Genomic DNA, 18,373 nt, shown 5'->3' with positions numbered 1-18,373 from the left:
CGCCATACTTGGGGCAGACAGCAGCAAACACGACACGATGACCAAGGCAAAGAAGAAAGCCACACAGCAGCCGGTGCAGGCACCTGCACCGGTGTATCAACTGCATGTGGCATTGACCGGCAGTGCGCCGCTGATCTGGCGGCGCCTGCTGGTGTCGGGCGCGGTGCGCCTGGCCACGCTGCATCGCGTGTTGCAACCGGTGATGGGCTGGAATGGTGTGCACCCCTACGAGTTCGACCTCGGCGGCGGGCGTTATGGCGAATCCGGGCTGGATGTGCCGGAGCGTCCACGGCTCAAGCATGCCGGCCGCGGCACGCTGGAAAGCGCAGTCGGTGAACTGGAAAGCTTCGATTATTTCTACGGCACCGGCCATGGTTGGCAGCATCGCCTGCAGGTGGAAGCGCTGTTGCCGCCGAATGCCGGCCTGCGTGTGGCGCGCTGCGTGGACGGTGCCAATGCCTGCCCGCCAGAGAGCAGTGGCGGCATTGACGATTATCGGACGTGGGTGCAGATCATCGCCGACCCGGACCACCCGCAGCATGTGCAGGAGCTGGCGACCTTGGGCGGGCGCTTCGAGCCCGGTCATTTCGACGTGTCAGAGGTCAACCGCTTGCTGGCGCGCGTGCGCGAGTGAGGCGTGTGCGGCGCACCTGAGGCGGCGCTGACAACTCCGGTTTTCGGGCGTCACGGCGGCAGTCACGCGTTGCGCAGGCTGATCGCGCAGCGCGTGCCGACCAGCGCCACTGCGGCTTGACGCCCGATGGGCTAGCCTGAGCCCCCGGTTTTTCCGAAGTTTGCGCAATGTTCCGCTGGTTCGAGTCCCTGATCGATATTTTCCCGCCCATCGAGCGGGAGATGCCGCCACGCAGCGTGTGGCGCTTTTATCTGCATTATCTGCGGCCGTTGTGGCCAATCCTGCTGGCCACGTTGATCGCCGGGCTGCTGCTGGCGCTGGTGGAAGTGGCGATGTTCGACTTCCTCGGCCGTATTGTCGACATGCTGTCCGACAAACCGGGGCCGGACTTCTTCCACCGCCATGCAGGCGAACTGATCTGGATGGCGGTGATCACGCTGGTCGCGCGGCCGTTTTTGACTGGGCTGCACAATCTGCTGGTCAATCAGGCGATCGTGCCAGGCCTGAGCAACCGTTCGCGCTGGCTGATGCACAACTACGTGGTGCGCCAGAGCCTGGGCTTTTTCAACAACGATTTTGCCGGGCGCATCGCCAACCGGGTGATGCAGACCGGCACCTCGCTGCGCGAATCGGCCGTGCAGATGGTGGATGCGCTCTGGTACATCGTGGTCTACACCGGCAGCGCACTGTGGTTGTTCGCGCAGGCCGATCCCTGGCTGATGGCGCCGCTGCTGATCTGGCTGGTGGTCTACGTCGCACTGATGGCGTTCTTCGTGCCGCGCATGAAGGCGCGTGCATGGATTGCATCGGATGCCCGCTCCAAGGCGACCGGGCGCATCGTCGATGGCTATACCAATATCTCCACGCTCAAGCTGTTCGCCCATGCCGGCCGCGAACAAGCCTATGTACGCGACGCGATCGACGAACTGGCGGTGAAGCATCGCGGTCAGACCCGGGTGACCACCGCGATGGACACTGCCATCGCGGTGGCGAACGGGTTTTTGATCGTGGGTACCTGCGCGCTGGCGCTGTGGTTGTGGAGCCGCGGGCAGATCAGCGTGGGCGCGATCACGCTGGCCACCGGTCTGGTGATCCGCATCCACAACATGTCCGGCTGGATCATGTGGACGGTCAACGGCATCTTCGAAGATATCGGCACCGTGCAGGACGGCATGCAGACCATCTCGCAACCGGTGCAGGTGCAGGACGCACCGGATGCGGTGCCGCTGCAGGTGACGCAGGGCCAGGTGCAGTTCGAGCACATCCATTTCCACTACGGCAAACGCGGCGGCGTGATTGCGGGGCTGGATCTGCAGGTGCGCGCCGGCGAGAAGATCGGTCTGGTCGGGCCCTCCGGCGCCGGTAAATCCACCTTGGTCAACGTGTTGCTGCGGCTGTACGACCTGGAGCAGGGCCGCATCCTCATCGACGGGCAGGACATCGCGACAGTCACGCAGGAAAGCCTGCGTGGGCAGATCGGCCTGGTGACGCAGGACACCTCGTTATTGCATCGTTCGATCCGCGACAACGTGCTCTACGGCCGGCCGCAAGCCAGCCAGGCGCAGATTCTCGACGCCGTGCGCAAGGCGCGCGCCGACAGTTTCATCGACACGTTGATCGACGGCGAAGGCCGCAGCGGGTTCGATGCGCATGTGGGCGAGCGCGGCGTCAAACTCTCCGGCGGTCAACGCCAACGCATCGCGATTGCGCGGGTGCTGCTGAAAGACGCGCCGATCCTGATTTTGGACGAAGCAACGTCGGCGCTGGATTCGGAAGTGGAGGCGGCCATCCAGGACAGCCTGGACGCATTGATGGGCAACAAGACCGTGATCGCAATTGCGCACCGTCTTTCCACCATCGCGCGGATGGATCGATTGGTGGTGATGGACGGCGGGCGCATCGTCGAGACAGGCACGCATGCGGAACTGATCGCGCATGGCGGCTTGTACGCACGCCTATGGATGCGGCAGACCGGTGGGTTTGTTGCGGCGGATGGATGAGGGAAGGGTGCTTGAGTGCTTGAGTGCTTGAGTGCTTGAGTGTGCGATGCGAGAGACGAGAGGTCGCAGGCGGGCGTAGCAACGTCGAGATCTAGCCCCTCTCCCGCGTGCGGGAGAGGGGTTGGGGTGAGGGTAGGGGGCGAAGCCAGTCGCTGGTCGGCCATACGAGGCTTCGCCCGTACCTTCATCCGCCCCTACGGGGCACCTTCTCCCGCATGCGGGAGAAGGGGGGATGGATCGAATCCGCGGAAGCTTGGCAGGAGCTTTGCAGGAGATTGTCTTGCGCGTGCGCGAGACGGATCAATCACTCGATCGGCTGGTCCAGCATCAGCTCGCGCGCGAAGCGCACCGGCGGCGCGCCATAGGACAGCATCTTGTCGTGGTAGGCCTTCAGGTTGAAGTCCTTGCCCAGCTTGTCCTGCACCGCCTTGCGCGTATCCAGATGTTCCTGCACGCCGACGAAGTAGGTCGGCAGCTGCGCGGACGACAGCTGTGCACGCACCCATTTGCCGGAGGCCTCGCTTTCCTGCTGGAAGGTGTCGTGGGTCATCAGGTGCATCGCCTTGTCGCGATCCCAGCCGTCCACGTGCACGCCCTGGTCGAGAATGGCATTGGCGATGGTGCGCAGGTAGAACTTCAACTGCACCAGATGGAACAGCGGGTCGTTCTCCAGATAGCCCTGCTCCTGCATCATGCGCTCGGTGTACACCGCCCAGCCTTCGGCGAACATGCCCGAGCGCAGCACCGCGCGCAGCGTGGAGGGGAACTTGGCCGAATGCCAGCCTTCCAGGTAATGGCCTGGCGTGCCCTCATGAATGCTGAGCAGCTGGATCATGCGGGTGTTGTATTCGCGCAGGAACGAATCCACCTGCTTGTCGTTCCAGTCGTCGGGGATCGGCGACACCGCGTAGAAGGTCTTGAGATTCTTGTCGAGCGGGCCGGGCGAATCGCAATACGCCACCGCCACGCCACGCTGGAATTCAGGCATCAGGATGATGTCCACCGGCGAATCCGGCAGCGTCATCAAATCCTTCTGGCGCACGAATTCGGTCGATTGCGCCAGCGCTGCCTTGGCAGCGTCGACCACCTTGTCGCGCGCTGGCTTGTCGGCATAGGCCAGTTCCAATGCCGCTTCGATCGCGGCCTGCTGCTGGTCGTCGTTGGGTGAGGCCGGCAGCTTCGGCGCACCCGGCCTGTCCTTGAGCACGGTCCGCGCGATGTCGTACATCTGGCTGCGCACGCGTTTGAGTTCGGACTCCGCCCGCTGTTTGATGTCGGCGCGCGACAGCGACGACAGCAGCGCGAATTTCAGCTTCTGGTCGTACTTGTCCGCACCGACGCGGAAGTCGCCCTTGGCATTGGGCACCAGCACGGTGTCCAGCCAGGTCTGCTGCTCGGCCACGGCCTTGCGCAGGTTGTCGATGGCCGCCTGCGCGCGCGCCGCGTCGATCGGGCCCAGCTGGCCGATGTTGGGCGCGATGAAGCTATCGACGATGCTCAGGATGCCTTTGTTCTGCTTGGCCACCGTTTCGGCGTGGATCTTCGGCACCCGCGCCGGGTCCAGGTTCTCGCGCGCCTGGGCGAAGATGCTCGGGATCTTTTCCATGCGCTGGGTGGCCGACGCCAGCCGCTCGGGCAGCGGCGCGAACTCGCGCGCCATCAGGCCGTACAACGCGCTGCCGGCCAGGCCGTTGTAGACCTGCGGGTCCCAGGCCCAGCTTTGCAGGACTTCAGCATTCCAGATTTCCGACTGCAGCTGATTGCGCAGAATCGCCGCATCCACCTGGTTCTCGCGCGACAGCTTGGCCACGTCGATCGCATCCAGTGTGGCCAGCAGCTTCTTGCCTGCATCCAGGCTGCGCTGGCGGCCGCTCGCGCTCAGGTCGTCGATCTGCGCATCGAAGCGGTGGTCGCCGGTCTGGGTGGCGGTGACTGGTGATAGCTGCATCCAGGTGTCCAGCGCCTGTTTGGACAACGCAGCAAAGCGCGCATCCGGGGTCTGGGCCTGCTGAGTGGGTGTCGCGGCTGTATCGGCACGCGGCGATTCGGGCTGTTGCTGGCAGGCACTGAGGCCAGTGAGCAGGGCGAGCACAAGCAGGCGTTGACGCATGAGGGATCCTGGTGGAGTCAATCGGCCAGCATAGGCAACTGCGCGGTTGTCCGCATCCGCCATTGGTTTAGAGTGGCGGTCGACTCGGTGCGTCGCGCGCCAAGCGGGTGCGGCCGGCATGCTGAATCGGCCGGTCTGCGGCATGGGCCTGGCTGGCGCCTGGCTCGCCGTCGTGCCGCCACCGTATGCCTGTTGCACGCCACAGCGAGGTGGCGCATTCCAAGGAGGAACACCATGTTGTATGCCGGTAGCTGTCATTGCGGACGCATCGCCTTCGAGCTGGAGACCGATGCCCCGATCACCGAGGTCTACGACTGCAACTGCTCGCTGTGCCGCCGTCGTGGGGGCCTGCTCTGGTTCGGCACGCGTACCCAGCTGCGCCTGCAGGCGGACCCGGACGCGGTCGGCACCTATCGCTTCAATCGCCACCATATCGATCATCATCATTGCCCGCAGTGCGGCATTGCGCCCTTCAGCGAGGGGGCCAACCCCAAGACCGGCGAAGCCAGCTTGGCGGTCAACGTACGCTGCCTGACCGCGCTGGATCTGGCCACCTTGAACGTGCAACAGGTCGACGGAGCCAGCTTATGAGGCGCGGCATGCGCTGGCCCGGCATCGCGCTGCTGCTCGGCTGGGCCCTGTGCGGGTGTGCGCGGCCTCAGGGTGAGATGGCCGCAGATGGCGGCGCCCCGGCGCCGCCCGCGCCGCCAGCCGCACAAGGCGACGCCCTGGCGTACGAACACGACGTGCGGATCGAGTTGCCTGCCGATCAGATCGGCCAGCGCATCGCGGCCGTGCGCGCTGCCTGCCAGAGCGCGCAGTTCGGCACTTGCGCGCTGTTGGCGGTGGAACAGGATGGCGGACGCGAGCCCAGCGGCAGCGTTCGCGTGCGCACGGTGCCCGATGGCGTCGAGCCATTGGTGCAACTGGCCGGCCAGCACGGAGAGGTTGCGGCACGCAGCACGCGCGCCGAGGATCTGGCCCAGCAGATTGCCGATACCGGCCTGGCCCAGGCACGTCTTCAAAAGGAGCACGCGCGTCTGCTGGAGTTGCAGCAGCGCCGCGATCTGGCGGTGAGCGATCTGCTTGCATTGTCCAAGCGTCTGGCCGAGATCGAAGTCCAGGCGCAGCAGACCCAGCAGGAGTCCGCGCAACAGCAACGCCGTGTCCGCACCCAGTTACTGACGCTCAACTTCCGCAGTACGGGCGGGGAACAGGGCAGAAGCGAGATCGCGCAGGCCACTGCCGAGTTCGGGCAGGTGTTTTCTTCCAGCGTGGCCTTCGTGATCCGCGCGGTCGCGGCACTGCTGCCAGTGGCGCTGGTGGCGGCGATCGCCGGCTGGTTGCTGTTGCAGGCGTGGCGCTGGCGCTCGCGGCGACGCAGGACCTCCTGACCTGCATGCGGCTGGGCGGCATTGCCGCACCAGCCAGGTGCCGTGGCCGGCAGCGTGCGCGCTTGAAAGCCGCGCTTGCCGCGTCGTGCAGGGCGCAGCATGCATGCGATCCGACGTGGAAGACGTCAGGCATCGATCGATGCTGCAGTCGCGCCCAACGCAGGCTCAGCCTTCGTCGAACTCGTATTCGACAAACACATCCAGCTGCAATGCCAGTTCCTGTACGGCGTCGCGCACCTTCTGCGCGGTCGCCTCGTTGCCGGCTTCCACTTCGAACTCGTGGCTGCCCGGACCTTCGTCGTCGGACAGGCCGGCCGAGCTGGAATCGTCGTCGTCCAGATGCGGCATCAGGTCGTCCACCTCTTCGACGTGCTCGATGCCGTCGATGCTCTGCAACAGGTTCGCGATGGCGCGCGCGTCGTCGTCGGTGCCGGTGATACGCATGCGAAGAGTCGGCATGGGAGAGCTTCCTTGGATTGGGGACCCAAAGCCTAGGCAGCCGTCAGGCAAGATCGGGTGATGGCTACGTGCGCTTGCCGCTCACGAGCGCCGCGCGGTGGCCTGTGTTGCGGTGGTACCCAGCACCGGCACCAGCAGGGCCTGAGCGGCAGTGCGCAGCAGCGCCGGTGCGATGTAGCGATGGTGCACGCCGTCCACCAGGGCCATGTACACGCGGCCAAACCTGTTGCGGCAGGCCACCCGCGTCTCCAGGCTGAGCTCCACGCTGCCATCCTCCAGAACTTCCACGCCCACGCTGCTACGGAAGACCAGGTGGCGGTCGTCGGCGCCCAGCAACACCTGCACGCGTCGATCCAGTGGCGCGTTGTCCTGCGCAAGTACCGGGAATCGCCCTGCGAACAGGCAGTCGCGCTGTGCCGACAGCAACGAAGACACCGGGCAGCCCAGCGGAGAGGTCCGCAACTGCAGCGGCGCCACCAGCGCATTGCGCAGCCGCATCAACCAGGTCACCCCGCGCGGCGCGCGCTCTGTGAACCCCTCCAGCAGCAACGCCATCAAGGTGTGCGCACCGCGTTGACGCAACTGATGCGGCTGCAGGCGCAGACGCACGCTGTCCTGATGATCGAAGCCTTGCAGGTGCCGGGTCAGCAGCGAGCCGGGCTTGGGCTCGGCATGCACGCTGACCTGCGCCAGCTGCGGTGCCAGCGCAACAAACCCCATCGGCCGACGCAGTCGGCTCGCTGCCTGGCGCAGCCTGCCGCTGAGCGAGCGCAGCCGGCCGCACCATGCAAACCTGCTGCTGCCTGGCGATGCGGCCAGCGACAGGCGCACGGTGGGGATCTGCAGCACGCGCGCCTGCGCCGAGGCCAGTAACCCGATCACCGCCTCGGGCAGCGTTTCGGTGAGCGTGGCGATATCGGCGGTGCCGGACAGCACGCGTGCGCGCACCGCATCGCTCAACGCGCCGCCGGCCTCATCGCTGTGGCAGGACAGTGCGAAAAACGCCGGGTGTGCGGCTTGCGCCTTCAGCGGTGCGAACTGATGCCAGGTGCCGCCGCCAAAGCGCACGGTGAATAGGCAATCGGCCGGTAGATCGATATGCCGCAACGCCGCCAGAAAGTGCTGCGGATCCTGTTCGATCTGCTCCATCGAGGCGGTGCAGAAGCGCAGTTGCGCGCCGCTGCTGCCGGTGATGGCGGTGAACATGCGATGGCCGGCGTGGCGATGGAATGGGTGGCCGTTGGCGCCCACCGCAAACGAGAACAACGCAGTCGATTCGCCGTGCGCGAAGTCGGTGCCGGCCAGGCGTGCCGAGGGCTCGTCCAGCGCATCGTGAAAACTGGGATGCGCGCGCTGGCGGCGGCAGGCCTGTTCGATCAACGGGTTGCCTGCGCCCACGCCCAGCTGTGCGATCAGCGTGACCTCCACCGGCAGACCGCCGCTGTAGGACTCCAGACGGACTGACGGAAAACCTGCCTGTGCGTCGGCAGGGCATTGCTGGGGCGTGTTGAACATCGGCATGAGTCCTTTGCGGCCGGAGGAGGGTCAGGAGGTCTTCTTGGTCAAGGCACGCGCCTTGCGCTTGAGTGGCGCAGAGGCCGGGCAGACTTCGAAGGCAAAGCTGCTGAGCGTGTTGACCATGTTGTCCGGGGTGAGCCGGTAGACCACGAACTGGCCGCGCCGTTCGCTGGACACCAGCCCGGCGCTTTCCAGCACCGACAGATGCCGCGAGATGGCCGGCGCGCTCATTTCGAACAGCTGCCCGATCTGGCCGGCGGTGAGTTCCTGGTCAGCCAGGCACGCCAGCATCTTGCGGCGGGGCTGGGAGGCGAGGGCTTCGAAGATGCGGTCGATGGACATAAGGGCTTAAGTAATTAACGAATTAGCTAATTAATTGATTGTATGGCGGCCGATGTCAAGCGTTTTTCCGGGGCAGCGCCGCCCGGCGGTGGTCTGGCGCGGTGGGCGCCTGTCGCCAGCGTTGCCGTGATGGGGGATGCCAGGCGTCTGGCGCGCGCGGGATCCGCCAGCGGGGCAGGTCGCAGCCGGTGGGTGCTGAAGATTTCTGCGGTCGGCGGCCCGCAGCTCAGGCATGCCAGATCAGTCCGGCAGCACCGGCTCATGTACCGCGCTCAAGTCATCCAGGCATGCAGCGCCCGGCAAGCAGGATCGCAGTGATTCATCAACCCGCCGCCTCAGGCCGCAGGCAGCGCCCGCAGCTCTGCCGGCAAGGCGGGCATCGGGGTACGCTCGTCCAGCGCTTCGCGCTTGAGCCAGTCGATGAAGAACGCCGCCGCTGGACTGAGCGCGCGGTGGCTGGGGTGCACGATGTAGTACGCATAACGCGCCTTGAGCGTGGGGCCAGGCAGGCGCACCAGTTCGTAGCGTTGCAGGTAGGGTTGCGCGATGTGGTTGCGCGCCAGCACCGCGCCCAGGCCGTACACGGCAGCGCGCATTGCGTCGGTGCTGTCGTTGAAGGTGTGCATCGGCGGCAGGTGGGTGCCGCGCACCTGGGCCGCGCGGAACCAGTCGCGCCAACCCTGCGGAGACATGTCGGTTAGCAGCGGCAATTGCGCGATCTGCGCCGGCGTGCGCAGTGCAGCCACTTCCGGCAACGACGGCGAGGCCACGGGGAATAATTCATCGTCCATCAGGTGATGCGAGGTCAATCCAGGCCACGCACCCTGTCCGTAGCGAATGCCCAGGTCCGGGCCGCCTTCTTCGAAACGCGAAAAGGCCGCGTCCGATTGCAGATCCATACGGATGTGCGGGTAAGCGCGGCAAAAACGCGGCAGCCGTGGCAACAGCCAGCAGTACGACAGCGAGCGCAGCGTGGTCACGCGCAGCGGGATGGCGTCTTCGCGCGGGTGCAGGTTGCCGGCGACCGCAGCAATGTCGGCGAGCGCGGTGGTGGCGGCATCGGCCAGCTGGCGGCCTTCGGCGGTGAGCTTGACCCCACGCGGCAGCCGCTGAAACAAGGTCGCGCCCAATAGCGCTTCGAGCTTGCGCACATGGTGGCTGACCGCGCTGGCGGTGAGATGCAGTTCTTCGGCGGCATGCGCGAAATTCTGGTGGCGCGCAGCGGCGGCGAACACGCCCAGCGCAGGTAACAGGGTAGGGCGCAGGTTCATCGAGGCATGAGTGAGATTTGTGGCTCGCCCCGATACTACGCGCTTGTCGCGCCCGTGGTAGCAGCCGATGCTGCATCATCCCGTCGCGATGATCGTGCCATGTCCCTTTGCCTGTCCGCTGCTGTGGTCTGCCGTTTCATCGCACAGCACGGTGCGGGAGAACGGCCATGAGCGCGCAATCGTCGGTGCAGCCTGCGCTGGCAACACGCGAATGGCGCACGCCGCTTGAGCTTGGTTTTCTTGGCATTGTGTGGGGCTGCTCCTTCTTGTTCATGCGCGTGGCCGCGCCGAAGTTCGGCACCGTGGTGCTGGTGGAAATTCGCCTGGCGCTGGGTGCGTTGGTGCTGCTGCCATTCCTGTGGCTGGCACGCGATCGTTTCCCGTTGCATCGCTGGCCGATGTTGGCGGCGATCGGCGTACTCAACTCGGCGTTGCCGTTCCTGCTGTTCGCTTGGGGCGCGCAACACGCGCCGGCGGCAGTGGGGGCGATCTGCAATGCGATGACGGTGTTGTTCACCGCCCTGATCGCATTTCTGTTTTTCGGCGAACGTATCGGCACGCGTCGTGCGTTGGCCTTGCTGGTGGGGTTTATCGGCGTGCTGGTGCTGGCGACCGGCAAATCGGCCGGCTTGAGCGTGGGCCCGGCGGCATTGGCAGGCGCCACCGCCTCGCTGCTGTACGGCATCGGCTACAACTTGGTGAAGCGCCACATGGGCGATTTGCCGCCCGCCGCATCGGCGGCATCCACACTGGGCTGCAGCGCAGTGCTGTTGGCACCGTTGGCCTGGTGGCAGTGGCCGACGACGCCGGTACCGGCGGTGGCGTGGGCCTGCGCCACCGCGCTGGGTGTGGTGTGCACCGGGCTGGCGTTTTTGATGTATTACCGGCTGATCCAGCGCATCGGCCCGGCGCGTGCGTCCACGGTGACCTATCTGGTGCCAGTGTTCGGCGCGCTGCTGGCGTGGTCGCTGCTGGGCGAGCCGCTGACCTGGACCATGCTAGTGGCTGCCGTGTTGATTCTCGGCAGTGTCGCCTTCAGCCAGCGCGCGCGCTAAGTTGCGCGCGCTTTTACGAATCCCCAATTCCGAATCCCCAATCCCCGATTTCAATTCAGCCCGCTGGCGGGGTGCGCACCGGCAGCGGCACATTGCATAGATCGATATGCCCGGCCGGGCGCTTGTAGAAATCGTCCTTGCGGTTGCGGCGCGCCTCGACCACATCGCGGAAGGTCTGGCTGTCGGTGCGCAGCAATTGCAGCGGCGTGCGCTCGGGCGCAGGCACTTCGCTGGCCAGCCGAATCGCGCGGATCGGTGCGCGTTGCGCGGGATCTTCGTAAAAGCCCATCGGGTCGGGACCGCGTGGCGTCACGCTGAGCAATTCCATGCCTTTGACCACGCGCCCGACCACGGTGATGTTGCGATCCAACTGGCGCGGCGATTGCCCGGTGACCACATACAGTTCGGCGCCGATGCTGCTGTCTTCGTCGTTGTTGCGGCCTGCGCCCAGGGTGCCGTAGCAATGCGCCAGCCAGGTCTTGCCGGTGGCCGTGTCGCGGCCGACCGGGAAGCCGTCGACAAAGCCCACCTGCGGCGCCCAGCCGTCGCTATCGGGCAGGCGTTGGAAATCCAGGCCCTGCGATGCGCGTTCGAATTCGGCCGGCAGATGCGTCTTGGCCGAGCCAAGCGATTTGGCCTTGGCCGGCGTCTCGCCATCGGGGTCGCCGAACTGCACCACGAAATTGTCCTGCGAGCGATAGATGCTCAGCCCGTCCCAGAACCGCTCATGCGCCAGCGTGCGGATGTTGCCGACGTGCTCTGGTGCAAATTGCGGCGCTAGCTCGATGATCACCCGCCCGGCATCCAGTTCCAGGTACAGCGTGCGCTCCGGGTCGAGCACGCGCCACGCACTGGCCGGCGCGCTGTCGAGAATCTGTTGCGGGCTACGGTAGGCTGCGTTGGCGGCTGCGGGTAACAGCAGGGCGAGCAGGCAGGCGGAAGCAACAGTGCGCAGGAGCATGAAGGCAACCAGCAGGGAGGTGTCTGCGATTCTTGCCGACCGCGCGCCTGGACGCAAAGCATGCGTGGTGGACAGCATGACGCCGACGACTTGCGCAGGCGTCATGTCGAGATGCGAAGACTTGCCGTAAGCGGGTGCTTACGGGGTGTTGCGCACGTGCGGGCTGGTGTGATGCTCGGCAACACCATGGTTGTTGCGGAACAGCGGCACCAGCTGCCACAGCGCCAAGATGCCCACCAGCGTGTAAATACACGCGACAGCAGCGCGTCCTGCCCGCCGAACAGTGCGGCGACAAGATCGAACTGGAACAGGCCGACCAGCCCCCAGTTCAATCCACCGACGATGAAAAGCACCAGGGCAATGACGTTGATTGCTTTCATGAAAGCATTCCATGTGGGTTGGCAAACCCCAGACTCCGCATGCCCCGGCGAGCAGGCCGTGAGCGTCGCCCGCCGGCGGCCCACTTTGCACGCATTCGCTCACATCCGCCTGCCATGCGTGCAGTGCCTGCGCATCCAGGCAGCGGTCGCCAGCTGCGCGATTGCCGATGATCGATGCCTTGGCAGACCTGCGGCGATCCGACGTTAGATAGGTGCGATATCGCTTCGTTCACCGTCCAGGCGAACGGTGCAACGACGTGCATCTTCCGCCTGATGCTGCCCCTGATCCGGCACTGAGTCCGTTCGGCATCCTCCCGCCAGCGCGGCCGCCGAGGAAGCAGCACACCCTCGTCATCGATATCGGCAACGGACATGGCCGCGTCCGGTGCGGCTGGCTTTGCACGCTTCCGACATCGTTCCGGCGAGCGAAACAGCGTGAGCGACACTCCGACCGGTCTGAATTGGCTATCGCATCCATCGACTGCGAGGCTTGGTGAAGCATATCGTCGAACGGCCTTCACACACAGCGGTAAGGTGCGCACCTGCGCTGCGACGAACGGTCGGGCGACCCCACCATCTCGGCATCTTTGGAACACAGCCCGCATCGGGACCACGCTGTGTGCATGTCGGCAGTGCGTGTGGTTTGGGCTTGCTGATCAATGGCTTCGTCCCCGCTCGGGGCACGTCATCCGGCATGTTGCAGGGAGGCAACGCCCTGCAACATGCCGGATGATCACCTCACACCAAGTCCTTGGAGTGTTTGCCGGCCATGCGGGCGAACTCATGGAGTTCCATCCCCAAGTCCCTAGCACTCTTGGACCGCGTTATCTCGTTGTTGGTCTGTCCCAGCCTCGATCGGTTCGGGCTACTCGGAGCCGAAGCATGTTCCCGGCGCGGTCGTGCCGCCCTGGATGTCGATGGCGCATCCTGTGGCTGGCTGGAAGAGGTGCCTGCCTCCTGCACAGACGACGCTCTTGCCGCTGCTAGCAGCGCTTCAACATCATTGCCCTCCAACAACGCGTTAATGGCCTTGCTGGCCTTGGTCGCACGGCGCTGGGAGAGCGTTTCATGCATGGCGCCCATGATTCCACGGCTTACCTGCTCCCACAGCCCGATGTCGGTGCTTCCCTCGCGACGGTTGTTCTTGATGGTGATGGCGGTGTGCTGGTTCAGGGCGCCAACGGCGGCCATGCCCCCGGATATGGCCGAGACCGCCAGGCTTTGCCCGATCGGAACATTGCGGGTCCCTCCCTGGGAGGCCGAAACGAGTTTGCTGATCACCGAAGATGCGGCGCTGCCCAAAAAGACCAGATGGAACATCTGGCCGATGCGCTGTGCGGTTTGCGCGGTGAATTCGAGGTAGTTGTACTTCTTGGCGATATCGTTGAACAACTGCTGCGACAGCACGGATTTTTCGGCACCGACAAGCAGCTTGGATGCGGTGCCGTTCGGGTCGATTTCGTCGAGCCTGCCTTCACGCAATGCCTCGAGGTCGTTGCGCAGCAAGCGCAGTTCCTGCATCGCCTTGCTGGCGTCGCCGGCCTCGATGTCGCGGTCGTCTGCCGTCATTGCGCCTTGCTGCGCATCCTCTGCTGTCGCTGCATCCGCCAGCAGCTTCTCCAACTCGGCGACCCCGGCGGTGACGCGCTTGACCAGCGCTTGGGTGGGCGACTGGATCAGGCTGCGTAGTTTGTCGGTCTTGATGTCCTCTCCGCTGACCACCGCGCCGCTGGCCAGCTTCTGCTTGCCTGCGTCGGTCAGTACATCGGCGTACAAAAGGTTGAGCTTGTTGTTGGCTTCCTGCTTGGCTTGCTCGTCGAAGCCGGCGGCCACATGTTGCGCAGCCGTCATCAACATCGCGCCAACTGTCTGCGCCGTCGGCGACAGCGCACGCATCGCGCCTGTCTTGCTGAGCAGCCCCAGCGTGCTGGCAACCGGCGAACGCAAGATGCGTGGAATGGCCTGCCAGCGGTTGCCCTGCCACTGGCGATCGTGCGCGCCCTGGGTCATGACGAAATCATGCTGGGCCTGGTGCAGCTCCTTCTCTGCTGCCAGCAAGACGTCGGCTGCCGCCGCGCGTGCGTCACGTGGGGAATGTGGATCACTCTGAATCTCGCGAAACATGTCGCAGGCTTTGGCGAACGTTTCGATCTTTTCCTTGAGGGCGTGTGCCAGTTCGGGGAGCCAGTGCTTGTCATTGATCTGCTTCTTGTCCGGCACGATGACGTGAGCGCCGTGTTCGCGAATCGACTCGCACAGGCTGACAACCGCCGATTGCTGGCCGGCATTCACAGGTGCGGCGACCAGCATGGTCGCCAGGCCGAACCCAGCGCCGGCCCAGGGTTGGCGTGTCGCATAGTTGATCCACGGCGAGACGATGTATTGCATGGCATTGGTGAGGAAGCTGCCGCTGGGGTTGGGCATGCCGGAGAGCAGCGCGGTGCGCCGCAGGGTGGCCACTTCGTTTTCGTTCAGCCCCTGCGCCTTGTACCAATCGATCACATCGTGTTCGGTGATGCGGCTGACCAGGTCCGCATGCGTGGCCGCGCGTGCCTGCGCACTCGCGGGACCAGGCGATTGCATCGGCCTGAGCCTGCTGATCAGATCGGCCGCCAAATCCGGTGCGATTGTGCGGGCATTGTCCGAGGCCAACTGCCGACGAAGCCGTGCCAGCGTCGCCTTCGTTGCATTCGATGAGGTTGCCGGTTGCGGGACGATGGCCTGGGCGTCTTGCTCGTCCCTGGCTAGGAGCGCCCCGAGCGTGGTTGTGCTACTGCGTCTGACGGGCGCACGCCCAAGTGTGCTGAGTGCGGGATCCGGCGCGGATTGGTGTGTGACCGCCGCAGAGGTGGAGGCAATGGCGAGCTGTGTTTCCTGGATCTCAGGCAAGTGCGTCCCCGCACTGCGGCTGGCCGGATCGACGGATGCGGATGACTTCATCGGGACATCTCCTGACGTGTATACGGCAGATAGAGTGCTTGCGTACCAGACGATTGGTGCGCATCGCATGGGATTGCATCGCAGATGCCGTGGAACCTCCCTCCCTTGGCGAAGTTCCTGGTGCAATCCTGAGCCTGCCGGTATTGATGGAGGCGAAGTGGTGAATGCACTGCGCGAAAATTGAACTACCAGACCCGTATGCCCCCTGTCTGTACAGCAGATTTTCTATCGCCGTACGCGAACCAAATCAGGTTCCGAAACGGCGCTTTGTACGTAATCGATGTGGAGCGTGACAGAGGGCAGTCTTTTCAAATGCACTGGCGTTCGGCAGCCGGCCGGTCTCTGTCTCGTCAGCAACCTCCAAAAATGCGCGTCCATGGCGAGCAGGTCGTTGTGGGTGCATACCAGTGATGCTGCGCGTCAGGAATGCCGCAGCGGACTGCGCGCTGGGCGATGGTCATTGGCGACGGGTGCGCCCTGAGATGCCGAACAATCTGTGGCCACCCCAGCCTTGATAGCTGACTTGAGTAAACAGGCAAGCGTGCGGATCGAACGATTTCCATGAGGCTTTTGCGCTTCGTGCGTTGCGCCGGTGATTCGCGCTTTTTTCCCGGTGATTGGGCGCTGACAGTGACACTGCATGGGCAGAGCCCCGCGATGAAGTTCGCACTTTTATTGTGAGATATCTCAAATGACAGCCGATCAGATCAATGTTGATTCCATGGTGACTTCGTTCTTTTCCGGTCTTGGTATTCGCCTGGGCCTGACCGATGCACTGGTGCAGCGCCTGCGTGAAGGCGAGACCGTTCTCGGGCCTGCGGGCATGCTGTGTCGCGTGCATGTGCAGCCCCAGGACGATGGCGTGTCGGGATTTCCGGAAGTCATCCTGCCGTTGGCTGCACGCGAACTCGGTGGCGACGAGGTCGTCACACTGCTTGCGTTGCAGGAGCAACTTCTGACCGAGTACGGGTGGCGGCTGACGATGTCCAATCTGGGCCTGCTGTGCATCTGCCCATTGTTGCTCGCGCAGACGCCCGAAGACGTGGCAGCCACTCTTGAGCGGGGACAGATCGTCGCACGCGTCGTGTTGGATGCGCTGGTGACGCAGGCGGGCAACGCGAGGGAGGCCGTTGTATGAAGCTCCAACGCCAGAACAGCGCTCCACCGTCCATCCCAAGTGGATCGTCCGGAAATCCCGATGCAGCGCACGCAAGCGAACCGTTCGTGCCAGAGGCGCAGACGCCGCGTTCAACCATGCTAAAGGGGCTGACGGCGCCAAGCCCGCGCTTGCGCGCGCGTGCAGGCAAGACCACCACGCTGCCGTCGGGCGAATTATCCCCCGCCAAGACCAGTCAGTGGCGTCCGGAGGCGGGCGAATCCTCCCGCGCTGCATCTGAGCGCGCGGAGAGCCAGCATCGCGCTGGGCGGCATCCAGGCAACCAGCAGGCGGCTTCTTCTTCGGCGACGCAGGGGGCTTACGTGGAGCGCTGTGTCGCCGCTTGCGAACGCCTGAAGGCGCAACTGCGTGAAGGTCTGAAGGGTCGCTCGTTTGCAGAGTCGTCGGACGAGCAGCTCGCATTGCAGGCGGAATACTTGCAATGGGCGGATGCCCGTTTGCAGGAGCGTATTGAAGCGTTCGGTCCGGACGCCGCCTACGAAGTTGCCGGGGATATGCAAGCGGTCGGCAGGAAAGCGTCGCTGCCCATTGCCTATGAAAGTCTCAGATCGTTTTTCGTTGGCGCGTTGCGGACGCCGCTCGGCATTTCTGCGGCCACTGCCTACCAGAGCAGCCGCCCGCCCGCTTCCGAGCCCTTGAGTACGGCGACCTTGGCTGGGGTGATCTCGGGAATGGGATCGCATGCCTGCGACACGCTGTTGATTCCATCGATGGACAGGCGTGCGCGCGTCGCCAATCTGCCGCGTTTCCAGGCGATCGATCCCAAGATCCTGGTGCCAGACCCGCCGCCGGTCCTATTGGACGTCACCCCTGAGGGAGACAAGCGCTTCGTGCGTCCTGGAGAAAACGGTACGCCGACCCGTGCCGAGCTCACGGCACAGGCCTATGACCGTCGGGCAGGAATCGCTCAGCATCAGTCCGTACTGGATGATACGGCGCTGGACACCATGCTGCTCAGGCCGATCATCAGCGGCGGCTTTAACGCCGCGCGGCGCACCTCAGGGGACCCCGCCACCCGTACGGCGGTTGCCGAAGTTGGCCTGGCCGGGCTGGCGGTTGGTGGTGCAGGCGCTCTGCATAAGGCGTTGCTGGACACAGGCAAGGCAATGGGGCGCACTGGCCAGATGATGGTTCCCGATTTGCTCGGCGGGCATCAGCGCTTGAATCTGTTCGCTCTTGCATTGCCGGACAAGACACGACCTCCTGCCAAGTGGTCCGATGCGGTGCATTTTCCCAGCTATCTGTTGCAGACGGGTCAGGAAGCGATGGCGCTGGCTAGACAGGCGTTCAGCACGGCGAACGCGGCAACGACGGCGCTGCGCGATGTGCTGGGACGCCATATGGTCGGCAATGTGTTGGCCAACATGGCATCGTTGGGGGCCACCAGATTGATCGCTTCCCCGCTGAGAGGAGGGTATGGGGGCGGCAGCTTGCCCGGAGAGGCCGACAATTCTCCAGCATGGGTGTTGCAGCAAGGAGCGCAGATGTTCTTCAACGATGTGGTTTGGAATGCGCTGAAAGCCAAGAATGGCACAAATACCACTCAGGCCACGCGATTGGATCAGGAGCGCGCCATTGCGGCTGCCGAGCAGGATAGAACGATTTCACGCACCTTGCAGGCGCTCGCCGAGCCCTTGGACACAGCGCTCGGCTTGCTTTCGCCATTAGCCCAGGGTGAGGTGGCGCGCGCCATGGAGGAAGGCACAGGCGTGCCTATGCCGCTCAGCCCGAATGTCGACCGATTGCGCAATGCGTTGCAGCAGTTAAGAGGCCAGGTGGCTGCGCAAGCGGTCTCGATTGCGACCATCGACGATGCGCTTGGTCGACTGGCTGATCTCCCCGTGGGGGGGGAAAGCGAAGGCCGCGCGGTGATCGCAGAATTGTCTGCGCAATTGCACGCGCTTGGCGCGGCTTTGCGTCAGAAGGAGGCGCTGCAGCAGTGGCAACAGGGTAGATCTTGAGCGTCGCCCACACGCGGGCGCGCATGATCAGGACGACAACTGAATGCAAGCGCTATGAGTTGCAGCTAGGCTGAGGCCCGTAGCGCTTGCGTCAGCTCGGCGTTATCCGCAAGCCAGCATGCAAGGCTTGTCTCTATCGGGCAACGGGTTCCCAACGACTGCCACCTGTTG

General features: G+C 64.5%; 14 protein-coding genes and 2 pseudogenes. 8 read left to right on the top strand and 8 right to left on the bottom strand.

From position 1 onward, the window contains the following. Positions 1-37 precede the first annotated feature (37 nt). Positions 38-634, top strand: a complete 597-nt coding sequence (locus XpruCFBP8353_RS00895) for a plasmid pRiA4b ORF-3 family protein (protein ID WP_101361517.1) — start codon at positions 38-40, stop codon at positions 632-634. Positions 635-801: 167 nt separating this feature from the next. Then, on the top strand, positions 802-2,634 hold the full coding sequence (locus XpruCFBP8353_RS00890) for an ABC transporter ATP-binding protein (protein ID WP_101361516.1): 1,833 nt from the start codon (positions 802-804) through the stop codon (positions 2,632-2,634). 304 nt (positions 2,635-2,938) lie between these two features. Here XpruCFBP8353_RS00890 and XpruCFBP8353_RS00885 read toward each other — a convergent pair whose 3' ends face one another. Next, a complete protein-coding gene (locus XpruCFBP8353_RS00885) occupies positions 2,939-4,744 on the bottom strand; it encodes a DUF885 domain-containing protein (RefSeq protein ID WP_101361515.1) in 1,806 nt (601 codons plus the stop codon). Between the two features lie 234 nt (positions 4,745-4,978). On the opposite strand from XpruCFBP8353_RS00885, the gene XpruCFBP8353_RS00880 reads away from it, so the two are divergent. Next, complete coding sequence (locus tag XpruCFBP8353_RS00880; protein WP_101361514.1) at positions 4,979-5,335, top strand: GFA family protein; 357 nt, start codon at positions 4,979-4,981, stop codon at positions 5,333-5,335. After that, positions 5,332-6,138: a DUF4349 domain-containing protein gene (locus XpruCFBP8353_RS00875; RefSeq protein WP_101361513.1), complete on the top strand. Its 807-nt coding sequence runs from the start codon at positions 5,332-5,334 to the stop codon at positions 6,136-6,138. Before XpruCFBP8353_RS00880 ends, XpruCFBP8353_RS00875 begins: the two co-directional genes overlap by 4 nt. A 165-nt stretch (positions 6,139-6,303) precedes the next feature. Here XpruCFBP8353_RS00875 and XpruCFBP8353_RS00870 read toward each other — a convergent pair whose 3' ends face one another. From XpruCFBP8353_RS00870 to XpruCFBP8353_RS00855, 4 genes are all read right to left on the bottom strand, one after another. Continuing rightward, a complete protein-coding gene (locus XpruCFBP8353_RS00870) occupies positions 6,304-6,597 on the bottom strand; it encodes a hypothetical protein (RefSeq protein ID WP_101361512.1) in 294 nt (97 codons plus the stop codon). An 81-nt stretch (positions 6,598-6,678) separates the two neighbouring features. Beyond that, positions 6,679-8,118 carry a DUF2867 domain-containing protein gene (locus tag XpruCFBP8353_RS00865; RefSeq protein WP_407071297.1) on the bottom strand — a complete coding sequence of 480 codons (1,440 nt, stop codon included), beginning with the start codon at positions 8,116-8,118 and terminating at the stop codon, positions 6,679-6,681. Between the two features lie 24 nt (positions 8,119-8,142). Further along, positions 8,143-8,457 (bottom strand): metalloregulator ArsR/SmtB family transcription factor, encoded by a 315-nt coding sequence (locus XpruCFBP8353_RS00860; protein WP_024939743.1) that lies wholly within the window; start codon positions 8,455-8,457, stop codon positions 8,143-8,145. 335 nt (positions 8,458-8,792) lie between these two features. Beyond that, positions 8,793-9,728 carry a LysR substrate-binding domain-containing protein gene (locus tag XpruCFBP8353_RS00855; protein WP_101361510.1) on the bottom strand — a complete coding sequence of 312 codons (936 nt, stop codon included), beginning with the start codon at positions 9,726-9,728 and terminating at the stop codon, positions 8,793-8,795. 167 nt (positions 9,729-9,895) lie between these two features. Between XpruCFBP8353_RS00855 and XpruCFBP8353_RS00850 the strand changes: the two genes are divergently transcribed. Continuing rightward, entirely contained in the window at positions 9,896-10,783 is an 888-nt protein-coding gene (locus tag XpruCFBP8353_RS00850) for a DMT family transporter (protein WP_101361509.1), read from the top strand. Positions 10,784-10,838: 55 nt separating this feature from the next. Here XpruCFBP8353_RS00850 and XpruCFBP8353_RS00845 read toward each other — a convergent pair whose 3' ends face one another. Next, entirely contained in the window at positions 10,839-11,849 is a 1,011-nt protein-coding gene (locus XpruCFBP8353_RS00845) for a peptidylprolyl isomerase (RefSeq protein ID WP_101361508.1), read from the bottom strand. Between the two features lie 33 nt (positions 11,850-11,882). Beyond that, positions 11,883-12,124, bottom strand: a pseudogene (locus tag XpruCFBP8353_RS00840) (DUF378 domain-containing protein). A 456-nt stretch (positions 12,125-12,580) separates the two neighbouring features. Between XpruCFBP8353_RS00840 and XpruCFBP8353_RS23895 the strand changes: the two are divergent. Then, positions 12,581-12,780 (top strand): annotated as a pseudogene (locus XpruCFBP8353_RS23895) (DUF1328 domain-containing protein); the annotation flags it as partial. An 82-nt stretch (positions 12,781-12,862) separates the two neighbouring features. On the opposite strand, the gene xopN reads toward XpruCFBP8353_RS23895, so the two are convergent. Next, positions 12,863-15,064: a type III secretion system effector XopN gene (gene xopN / locus XpruCFBP8353_RS00830; protein ID WP_101361507.1), complete on the bottom strand. Its 2,202-nt coding sequence runs from the start codon at positions 15,062-15,064 to the stop codon at positions 12,863-12,865. Between the two features lie 691 nt (positions 15,065-15,755). Between xopN and hap3 the strand changes: the two genes are divergently transcribed. Beyond that, a complete protein-coding gene (gene hap3 / locus XpruCFBP8353_RS00825) occupies positions 15,756-16,202 on the top strand; it encodes an Hpa3 family type III secretion system protein (RefSeq protein WP_101361506.1) in 447 nt (148 codons plus the stop codon). Beyond that, positions 16,199-18,202: a type III secretion system effector XopF1 gene (gene xopF1 / locus XpruCFBP8353_RS00815; RefSeq protein WP_243391024.1), complete on the top strand. Its 2,004-nt coding sequence runs from the start codon at positions 16,199-16,201 to the stop codon at positions 18,200-18,202. The genes hap3 and xopF1 overlap by 4 nt, the downstream gene beginning before the upstream one ends. Positions 18,203-18,373 lie beyond the last annotated feature (171 nt).

It is taken from the genome of Xanthomonas prunicola, assembly GCF_002846205.1.
In the GTDB taxonomy this organism is placed as follows: domain Bacteria; phylum Pseudomonadota; class Gammaproteobacteria; order Xanthomonadales; family Xanthomonadaceae; genus Xanthomonas; species Xanthomonas prunicola.
The sequence above is the reverse complement of the archived record's forward strand: the minus strand, read 5'-3'. Positions and strand labels throughout refer to the sequence as shown.